Genomic DNA, 9586 nt, shown 5'->3' with positions numbered 1-9586 from the left:
GCGCCTGCGCCCGATCCTGATGACGTCGATCGCATTCATCATGGGCGTCGTTCCGCTCGTCACGTCGAGCGGCGCGGGTTCGGAGATGCGGCATGCGATGGGCGTCGCGGTGTTCTTCGGGATGCTGGGCGTGACGCTGTTCGGCCTGATGCTGACGCCGGTGTTCTATGTCGTGCTGCGCACGCTCGCGGGCGGCAAGATCCACGTCGCGCAAAAGGATTCGGCCGGCTACGGCCTGCCGGCGCCGGATGCCTGAGGACAAGAAGATGAACAAGACGATGACGCAATACAGTTTCACGCGCATTGCGAAGCTGGCGGCGGCGAGCGGGCTGCTCGTATCGCTGCTCGCCGCGTGTGCGGTCGGGCCGGACTACAAGCGGCCGGACGTCGCCACGCCCGCCGCGTTCAAGGAAGCGCCGGTGCTGGCGCCGGGCGAGCAGGCGGATGTATGGAAGACCGCCGAGCCGGCGGACGCCGCGCATCGCGGCGAATGGTGGAAGGTGTTCGGCGATCCGGCGCTCGATGCGCTCGAAACGCAGGCGCTCGCCGCGAACCAGAACCTGAAGGCCGCGGCGGCGCGGGTCGAGGAGGCGCGCGCGGCGACCCGCGCCGCGCGTTCGCAGTGGTTCCCGCAGATCGGCGCCGGCTTCGGGCCGACGCACGAACGGCTGTCGTCGGCGTCGCAGTTCCAGCCGCAAGGCAGCGGCCCGACCAGCGCGACGTTCTGGCGTGCGCAAGGCACGGTGTCGTATGAGGCCGACCTGTTCGGACGCGTGAGCCGCAACGTCGAAGCGTCGCGTGCCGACGCCGCGCAAAGCGAAGCGCTGTTCCGTTCGGTGCAGCTCGCATTGCAGGCGGATGTCGCGCAGAACTACTTCGAATTGCGCCGCCTCGATTCCGATCAGGCGCTGTACCGCCGCACGGTCGATCTGCGGCAGGAAACGCTGAATCTCGTGCAGCGCCGCTTCAACGAAGGCGACATCAGCGAACTGGACGTGTCGCGCGCGAAGAACGAGCTTGCGACCGCGCAGGCCGATGCGATCGGCGTCGCGCGACGCCGCGCGGCGTCCGAGCATGCGCTCGCGATCCTGCTCGGCAAGCCGCCCGCGGATTTCTCGTTCGGGGAAACGCCGCTGGTGCCGGTCAGCCTGAAGATTCCGGCCGGGTTGCCGTCCGCATTGCTCGAGCGCCGGCCGGACATCTCGGCAGCCGAGCGTGCGATGGCCGCGGCGAACGCACGCGTCGGCCTGGCGAAAGCGGCGTACTTCCCGAAGCTCGACATCACCGGGTCGTTCGGCTACGAGGCGGCGACGCTCGGCAATCTGTTCATGTGGTCGAGCCGCACGTTCCTGCTCGGGCCGTTCGCGGGCACGGCGCTCACGTTGCCGCTGTTCGACGGCGGAAGCCGCAGTGCGGGCGTACAGCAGGCGCGCGCGCAGTATGACGAGCAGGTCGCGAACTACCGGCAGCAAGTGCTCGTCGCGTTCCGCGAGGTCGAGGACAATCTCGCCGACCTGCGCCTGCTCGGCGATCAGATCCGGGCGCAGGATGCCGCGGTCGACGCATCGCGCCGCGCGGCGTCGCTGTCGCGCACGCAGTATCAGGAAGGCGAGGTCAGTTATCTCGACGTGATCGAAGCCCAGCGCTCGGTGCTCGTGGCGCAACTGCAGGCGAACCAGTTGAGCGGGACGCAGGCGGTGTCGACCGTCAACCTGATCCGTGCGCTAGGCGGAGGCTGGGGCGATATGCCGGCGGGCGGGGCCGACGCGCCGCGCAAGGCGGACATCGCGGCGCGTTGAGCCGGATGGATGGGCGATGCGGCCGTCGTTGCCGCGGCAACGACGGCGCGGTCACGCGGTCACGATTTGATGAACGAATGCACGAATTGATTGAACACGCCCGGGCTGGCCGCGTTCATCCCGTGCGATGCGCCCGCGACAGTCTGCCGCTCGGCACCGCGAATCCAGCCCGACAGCGTCTCGACGTTGTGGCGGAACATCTTCGGGCTGCGCTGCCCGTCGATGAGCAGGGTCCGGCACGCGATGTCCGCCGCGGTCTCGCGCGAATACGCGGGCAGCGGATCGTCGAGCTGTTTCGGCAGCGTGCTCGCATTGTCGATCGCCATCGTCCGGAACGCCGCGCTGCTCTTTTTCCATGCGCCGGGGATGCTGACCGAATCGACGAACAGTTCCAGCCCGGCCTCGACTTCACCCCGCTCGATCAGGTTCACGGCTTTCGTGCGCAATGCCTGCGCGGCCGCGGGCAGCGATGCCGCAGGCGCGCTATCCTGTTGCAGCGGGCCGCCCGGATCGGCCAGCGTCAGTGTCTTGACGAGATCGGGATACGCGCGCGCCACATTGAACGCCACTCTGCCGCCGCGCGAATGCCCGACCAGATGCACGGGACCGAGATCGAGGGCTGCGATGAACTCGGCCATTTCGTCGACGTGGTTGCGCCAGCCGAAGTCGTTCTGGATGCCTGCCTCGACCGCCGGCCAGTAGTGGCTGAGGCTCGGGGCGATGCAGCGGTAATGCGCGGACAGCGACGCGAGCTGCGCATCCCAGTACCGGTAGTCGCATAGCGAGCCGTGCACAAACACCATCGGGTCCCCGGCGCCCCGTTCGACATAGGGCATGCTGATGCCCGACGCGAGTGTCGAAAAAAGCAGTTCGGGGTTGGCGAGCAACGAAGGCTCGATTCGCATGTTCATGACAGAAAACTCGGGAGATGCAGGGTCACCGCGCAACTATGCCTGAGGCCGCGATGTAAGAAAAACGCATAATTCTCATTGCATCGTTCAATTTTTCTGATAGCTGGGCGCGCAATGGCGGCGCGGCCGGCGCGCATCGTTCATCGTCGGCCGGTCACGCGTCGTTCCCCTCGCCCGGCGCATCGCGAGCGGGAATCCTGAGATGGCGCAGCTTGTGATAGAGGGTTTTCTTCGGCATGCCCAGCGCGATGCTGGCATCGGCGACGTTGCCGTTGTGCCGCCGCAGCATGTCGTCGATCAGCATGCGTTCGAAATAGGCGAGCTGTTCCGCGAGCGTGCCGCCCCTGGCGCTGGCGCCGCCTGCCGACAGCAGGCTGTCTCCCGTCAGTCCGAGCACGAAGCGGTCGGCGACGTTCTGCAATTCACGCACGTTGCCGGGCCACTGGTGCGTCATCAGTTCGGATACCTGGGACGCCGACACGACCGGCGCCGGTTGCCCGAACCGGCGCGCCGCCGCGAGCACGAAATGCTCGAACAGCAGCGGGACGTCCTCGCGCCGTTCACGCAGCGGCGGCAATTCGATCTGCGCGACGTTCAGCCGGTACAGCAGATCCGCGCGGAAGCGTCCGTCGTTCGCGAGTTCGCCCAGATCGGCCTTGGACGCGGCGACCACCCGGCAATCGACCGGAATCAGTTCGTTCGCGCCGAGCCGTTCGACCACGCGTTCCTGCAACACGCGCAGCATCTTGATCTGCAGCGAGACCGGCATGGTTTCGATCTCGTCGAGAAAGAGCGTGCCGCCGCTCGCCCACTCGATCTTGCCGACGCGTTTCTTGATCGCGCCGGTGAAGGCGCCCGCTTCGTGGCCGAACAATTCGCTTTCGAAGATCTGCTCGGGCAGCCCGCCGCAGTTGAGCGCGACGAAATGGCCGTCGCGCCGGCCGCCGAAGTCGTGCAGGCTGCGCGCGATCAGTTCCTTGCCGGTGCCGGTCTCGCCGGTGATCAGCACCGACACCGACGTATCCGCCAGCCGCAGGATCTTCTTGCGGACGTCGGCCATGGCCGGCGACTTGCCGAGTACCAGCGCCTCGATGCCTTGCCAGTTGTGCAAGGCGGCGCGCAAACCCTGGACCTCGAGCGTCAGGCGGCGCTTTTCGACGGCCCGCGCCACGCGGCCCGCGATGTGGTCGGACGAGAACGGCTTCTCGATGAAATCGTAGGCGCCGACCTGCATCGCACCGACGGCGGTCGAGATGTCGGCATGTCCGCTGATCAGCACGACGGGAATCTGCGGGTCGATCGTCATCACGCGTTCGAGCAGCTGCAGCCCGTCGATGCCCGGCATCCGCACGTCCGACACGATCACGACCGGTGCGCCGGGGGCAATATCGGCGAGCGCGTCGGCCGCCGACGCGTAGGCGCTGACCGGAAACCCGGCGAGCGCGACGGCCTGCTCGACGCCGATGCGGACGTTTTCATCGTCCTCGACGACCAGCACCCGAATCTCATCTTCCATGGTGATTCCTTTGCGGCGTGGCCGCCGCGAATTCGATACTGAATTGCGCACCGCCGTCCGGGCGGTTGGCCGCCGAGATGTGCGCGCCGAAACCTTCGACGATGCGCGAGGTGATGGCGAGGCCCAGGCCGAGGCCCTGGCCGCGCGGCTTGGTCGTGACGAACGGTTCGAACAGGTGGGCGAGCACGTCCGGGGCGATACCGGTGCCGCTGTCGGTGACCGTGAACAGCACGCGGCCGTGCGGATCGGACGCGCTCGCTTCGATGGCGATGACGCGCTGCGCCGCGTCCCGGACAGCATCGAGCGCATTGCCGAGCAGGTTGACGATCACCTGCTGCAACTGGCTGGATTCCGCATACACGGTCGTGCCGGGCGGGATGTTCACGTCGAGCCGGACCGCCTCGTCGCGAATCCGCGACGCGTAGATGAGCCGCGCATGCGCGACCGCCTCGTTCAGCGACACTGCGACCCGCTCGATGTCCGGCTTGCGGGCGAACGCCTTCAGTTCGCCGGTCAGCACGGCCATGCTGTCGACGAGCCGCGAGATGCGTTCGAGATTGGCGAGCGCCTGCGCCGGCTGGTTGCGCTCGAAGAACGTGCGCGCGTTGTCGCAGAGTGTCCTGATCGCGACGAGCGGCTGGTTCAGTTCATGCGTAAGACCCGCCGCCATCTGTCCGAGCACCGCGAGCTTGCCGGCATGCACGACTTCCTGCTGCGAAGCGCGCAGGCGTTGCTCGGTCCGTTCGCGTTCGACGATTTCCTGCTGCATTCTTTCGTTGGCCGCCGTCAGCGCTGACGTGCGCTGTGCGACGGTGATCTCCAGTTGGTCGTTGGCCCGGCGCAGCGCGTCCTGCGCATTGAGCCGGACTGCAATTGTCCGGCGTCGCTGAAGCGCGTACAACGCATAGAGCGCGGCGATCAGGAAACAGCCGGTCACGAAGGCGAACGCAATTTGCTGCTGCCGCCGGGCGTCGGCGACGTCGAGCAGCACCATCAGCGAATCGCCTGCCTGCGGCGCCGGACGCGACATCACGAGATAGCGCGCCGTGTGGCCGGCATGGCCCGGATCGGGAAAGCGGCCGAACCACGCGGTCGGACTCCAGTCGCCGGCATGCCGGTACGACAGCACGTCGACCGTGCGGCCCGCGTATTGCCGCGACGCCTGGATGGCGCGCTGCTGCTGCGCGGTGATCGGACGCAGCGCGCTGAATTTCCACTTGGGCTCCGTCGAGATGACGATCACGCCGTTGCGGTCGATCACCATCGCTGCTTCGCCGGGGGTGCGCCACGCTGTTTCGAGCGCATCGACGCTGACCTTGACGGCCGTGACGCCGATCGGCCTCGCGGCGTCGCGCACGGCGCTGGCGAAATACAGTCCCGGGATGCCCGTGTTGGTGCCGATGCCGAAGAAGCGGCCGGACCCGTGCGCGAGTGCATCCTGGAAGTAAGGCCGGTACGACACGTTGGTGCCGACGAAGCTGCCCGGCTGGTTCCAGTTGCTGGCGGCGATCACGGCGCCTTGCAGGTCGATGACATCGACCGCGCCGCTGCCGGCTTCGCGATTGACCGCTTCGAGATAGGCGTTGACGGTGCGCAGCCGGGCGGGCGCCTCGGCGGGCGTCGCGCTCAGCAAGGCGCGCACGCTGTCTTGCCGGGCGACGATCGCGGGCATCATCTCGAAGCGGCCGAGCTCGCTCTTCAGGCTCGCCGCGTAGAGATCGAGCCGGTGTGCGCCCACCTCCGCGAGCGCGCCGATCGCGCGATCCCACGCGATTTCGACGGCGGCGGCGGTCACGCCGACATACAACGCGGCCGCCGCCGCCCAACCCCACCACGCAATTCCCTTGAAACTCGTCCGCACGTTTGTCCTCATCGATGCCCGCTGCCGGCTGGCCCGGGACGCGTCTGCCACAGGCCGGTCAGGCGGCTTGCGGCGACGCGCCTCGCGCGGCGCTCGCGAGGTCGCGCATCATCCGAAACGCGTCAGCACGATCAGGGTCAGCGTGACCACGATCGCGCCGCCGATACGCGTGGCGATCTGTGCGAAGGGCATCAGTTGCATCCGGTTCGCGGCGGTCAGGATCGCGACGTCGCCGGTGCCGCCCTGGCCGCTGTGGCAGGCGTTCACGATCGCCGTGTCGATAGGGTACATCTTCATCAGGCGTCCCACCACGAAGCCGGTGCCCATCAGCGTCGCCACGGTCGCCACGATCGTCACGACATTGACCAGCGTGAACGCGCCGGTGAGCTTGTCCCACGGTGTCATTGCCACGCCGATCGCGAACAGCAGCGGATACGTCACCGCGGTCGAGAAGAATTTGTAGACGACGAACGCGCCTTCCTGCAGCGGCGGCGATACCGCACGCGCGAGCTTCACGAGCACGGCGAGGAACAGCATCGCGACCGGTGCCGGCAAGCCGAACAGCTTGTGGGCCATCAGGCCGACCAGATACAGCGTGATGGCCGTGATGCCGGCTGCGGCGATATGCGAGACGTCCACATGGCCGCGGATTTCCTCGTTCGCCGGCGCCATCGCTTCGGTTTCGCCGACCTGCAGGCGGCCGTTGCCGGTCAGGTGCGGGAAGCGCTTGCCGAGCATGTCGAGCGCACCGGACAGGATGATCGCGGTCAGGCTGCCGAGCATCACCGGCGGCAGGACCTGCGCGAACAGTTCGCCCTGCGGCAGGTGCATGATTTCCGAATAGCCGATCGACAGCGGGATCGCGCCTTCGCCGACGCCGCCCGCCATGATCGGCACGACGATATAGAGCAGCGTGTGCCGCGCGCCGAGTCCGAGCGATGTGCCGACCGCGGTGCCGACGATCGCCGCGGCGATCGAGCCGGCCGCGAGCGGCACGAAGATCTTCAGGAAGCCCTGGATCAGCACGCGTCGATCCATGCTGAGAATGCTGCCGACGATGATCGAGGCGATGAACAGGTACAGGAAGTTCGTCGACTTCGTGAATTCGGTCGTGAGGTTGAGGACCGGCTTCGGCAGCACGTGATAGTAGGTGAGCGCCGACGGCACGAAGGTCGCGCAGATCGCCGCGGCGCCGATGTTGCGCAGAAGCGGCAGGCGCTTGCCGAGCTCGGCGCAGGTGAAGCCGAAGAATGCCAGCACGGCGATCGCCATCGAGATTTCGCCCGGCACCTTGCCGGTGACCGCGAAGCCGGTGATCAGCGCGAGCAGGATGAAGTAGACCGGCAGCGGAATGATGCCGATCCGGATTTCCATCAGCTTCCACCAGCCTTCCGGCCAGAAGCGGGTGCGGGCGGCGGATGGCGGCGCAGGCGCCGGCTGCGGCGCGACCGTGGTTTGGGCAGAGGTTTGCACAACGTGTCTCCTGATTTCTATGAATGACGGCGGCGTCTCGGCGCCGCGGCATCGCGTATCGCATGCGGCCTGACGGCGAGCCGGCAGGCCGTTGGACGGAATCAACGCAAGGGGCGTGCCAGCGCACGATTCCCGATGCATCACGGAAAAGCCCGGTTTGAAGCGGGTTTCCGTGGTCTGACGATAACCGCCGCGCGGTGCCGTTCTGAAATTTCAGAATTCGCGTTCCGCGCAGGCCGAGATTTCGGCCTGCGCGGCCGTCGCTGGCGTGCGCGGGACAGAACGCGGCGAGCGCGCGACGCGTGGGTTTCATCGAACGCGGATCGCTTTCGCGCCATATCGCGCCGCGCGATTTTCTTCCGAGAATCGCTTCGTAGACCGCCGCCGGGCCGCTCTCTATCATCGGCTGAGCTTCCTGCCTGCATGACGACATGTCCGGAGAACGCCCGTGCGTTCGCCGTGGATGCGCTCATGCGTCGACTTCATCCAACGACAAGAGAGTGGTTCACATGCTGCATTCCGTTTTCTCCGCCCGCCGCCCCGCGCGCCTCGTGCGCCTGCTCGCGGCCGCGCTGCTCGGCGCGACACTGTTCACCGGCGCGCGCGCCGATACCGGGACGCTGCGGGTCGGCGTCGCCACGACCCCGCAGATCGATGCGCTGAAGATCGCCGCGAAGGAGGCGAAGGCGCAGGGGCTCGATGTGAAGATCATCGAGTTCACCGAATGGAACACGCCGAATGCGGCGCTCGCGAACAAGGACATCGACGTCAATTACTTCCAGCACATTCCGTTTCTCGACAACGCGAAAAAGCAGGGCGGCTACGACTTCGTCGCGATCGCGCCCGGCACGATCATGAAGATCGGCCTGTACTCGAAGCGGGTGAAAAGCTTCGGCGAGTTGAAGGACGGCGCGAAGGTCGCGATTGCGAACGATCCGGTCAACGGCGGCCGCGGCCTGTTGCTGCTGCAGCGCGCGGGGCTCATCACGCTGAAGCCGGGCGCCGACTACCGCGCGACGACGCATGACATCGTGTCGAACCCGAAGCACCTGAAGATCATCCCGCTCGAAGCGTCGCAACTGGCGCGCTCGCTCGACGATGTCGATCTCGCGCAGGGATATCCGAGTTTCATCAAGCTGGCGGGCACCGTCGATCCGAACAGCGCGCTGCTGTTCGACGGCACCGAGAACAGGATTTTCGCGCTGCAGTGGGTCGTGCGGCCCGAAAACGCGAACGATCCGCGCATCCGCAAGTTCATCTCGATCTATCAGCAGTCGCCGGCGGTACGCAAGGCGCTCGACAACGCGTTCGGCTCGCTGTACGCGGTCGCCTGGTGACGGGAGCGCGCACATGACGAAGAAAATCCTGCTCAACGCGTTCAACATGAATTGCGTCGGGCACATCAATCACGGTCTCTGGACGCACCCGCGCGACCGTTCCGCGCAATACACCGATCTGGACTACTGGACCCGCCTCGCGAAAACGCTCGAACGCGGCAAGTTCGACGGCATCTTCCTCGCGGATATCGTCGGCGTCTATGACGTGTTCGCCGGCGGCCCGGATGCGGCGCTGCGCGAATCCATTCAGGTGCCGGTCAACGATCCGCTGCTGATCGTGCCGGCGATGGCGCAGGCGACACGGCATCTCGGCTTCGGCGTGACCGCGAACCTGACCTACGAGCCGCCGTATCTGTTCGCGCGGCGCATGTCGACGCTCGATCACCTGACGAAGGGGCGCGTCGGCTGGAACATCGTCACCGGCTATCTCGACAGCGCCGCGCGGGGCATGGGGCTCGCGCAGCAGATCGGACACGACGACCGCTACGCGCGCGCGGACGACTACATGGATGTGGTCTACAAGCTCTGGGAGCAGAGCTGGGACGACGATGCGGTGATCCGCGACGCGCAGGCGCGCGTCTTCACGCAGCCCGGCAAGGTGCGGCGCGTGCGTCACGACGGCCCGTTCTATTCGGTCGATGCGATTCATCTGTGCGAGCCGTCGCCGCAACGCACGCCGGTGCTGTATC

Annotated in this window: 8 protein-coding genes; 4 read left to right on the top strand and 4 right to left on the bottom strand. The window is 66.8% G+C overall.

Translation table 11 applies throughout. The features are described 5' to 3' along the window. Nucleotides 1–256, top strand: a 256-nt coding sequence (locus KH616_RS15990) for an efflux RND transporter permease subunit (protein WP_292247995.1), incomplete at its 5' end; no start/stop codon positions are given. 10 nt (nucleotides 257–266) lie between these two features. Then, the gene (locus KH616_RS15985; RefSeq protein ID WP_292247993.1) at nucleotides 267–1799 is read left to right on the top strand and encodes an efflux transporter outer membrane subunit; all 1533 of its coding nucleotides are present in this window, start codon (nucleotides 267–269) and stop codon (nucleotides 1797–1799) included. A gap of 59 nt (nucleotides 1800–1858) precedes the next feature. Here the strand turns inward: KH616_RS15985 and KH616_RS15980 are convergent, their stop codons facing one another. The 4 genes from KH616_RS15980 to KH616_RS15965 all read right to left on the bottom strand — a co-directional run bounded on the left by KH616_RS15980 (nucleotide 1859) and on the right by KH616_RS15965 (nucleotide 7560). After that, the gene (locus KH616_RS15980; RefSeq protein ID WP_292247991.1) at nucleotides 1859–2710 is read right to left on the bottom strand and encodes an alpha/beta hydrolase; all 852 of its coding nucleotides are present in this window, start codon (nucleotides 2708–2710) and stop codon (nucleotides 1859–1861) included. Nucleotides 2711–2864: 154 nt separating this feature from the next. Further along, nucleotides 2865–4226, bottom strand: a complete 1362-nt coding sequence (locus tag KH616_RS15975) for a sigma-54 dependent transcriptional regulator (RefSeq protein ID WP_292247989.1) — start codon at nucleotides 4224–4226, stop codon at nucleotides 2865–2867. Further along, nucleotides 4216–6099, bottom strand: a complete 1884-nt coding sequence (locus tag KH616_RS15970; RefSeq protein WP_292247987.1) for an ATP-binding protein — start codon at nucleotides 6097–6099, stop codon at nucleotides 4216–4218. The genes KH616_RS15975 and KH616_RS15970 overlap by 11 nt, the downstream gene beginning before the upstream one ends. Before the next feature lie 96 nt (nucleotides 6100–6195). Then, entirely contained in the window at nucleotides 6196–7560 is a 1365-nt protein-coding gene (locus tag KH616_RS15965; RefSeq protein WP_292247986.1) for a 2-hydroxycarboxylate transporter family protein, read from the bottom strand. Between the two features lie 509 nt (nucleotides 7561–8069). Between KH616_RS15965 and KH616_RS15960 the strand changes: the two genes are divergently transcribed. Together KH616_RS15960 and KH616_RS15955 are read left to right on the top strand one after the other, a co-directional pair. Beyond that, entirely contained in the window at nucleotides 8070–8897 is an 828-nt protein-coding gene (locus KH616_RS15960) for a MetQ/NlpA family ABC transporter substrate-binding protein (RefSeq protein ID WP_292247985.1), read from the top strand. 13 nt (nucleotides 8898–8910) lie between these two features. Next, the coding region (locus KH616_RS15955; RefSeq protein ID WP_292247982.1) for an NtaA/DmoA family FMN-dependent monooxygenase at nucleotides 8911–9586 on the top strand (676 nt) is incomplete at its 3' end.

This window comes from Burkholderia sp. (assembly GCF_018375725.1).
In the GTDB taxonomy this organism is placed as follows: domain Bacteria; phylum Pseudomonadota; class Gammaproteobacteria; order Burkholderiales; family Burkholderiaceae; genus Burkholderia.
The sequence above is the reverse complement of the archived record's forward strand: the minus strand, read 5'-3'. Positions and strand labels throughout refer to the sequence as shown.

Bases quoted from the DNA above. Each gene is read 5' to 3' on its own strand.
- KH616_RS15985 (WP_292247993.1), top strand. From the start codon at position 267: ATGAACAAGACGATGACGCAATACAGTTTCACGCGCATTGCGAAGCTG.
- KH616_RS15980 (WP_292247991.1), bottom strand. From the start codon at position 2,710: ATGAACATGCGAATCGAGCCTTCGTTGCTCGCCAACCCCGAACTGCTT.
- KH616_RS15975 (WP_292247989.1), bottom strand. From the start codon at position 4,226: ATGGAAGATGAGATTCGGGTGCTGGTCGTCGAGGACGATGAAAACGTC.
- KH616_RS15970 (WP_292247987.1), bottom strand. From the start codon at position 6,099: ATGAGGACAAACGTGCGGACGAGTTTCAAGGGAATTGCGTGGTGGGGT.
- KH616_RS15960 (WP_292247985.1), top strand. From the start codon at position 8,070: ATGCTGCATTCCGTTTTCTCCGCCCGCCGCCCCGCGCGCCTCGTGCGC.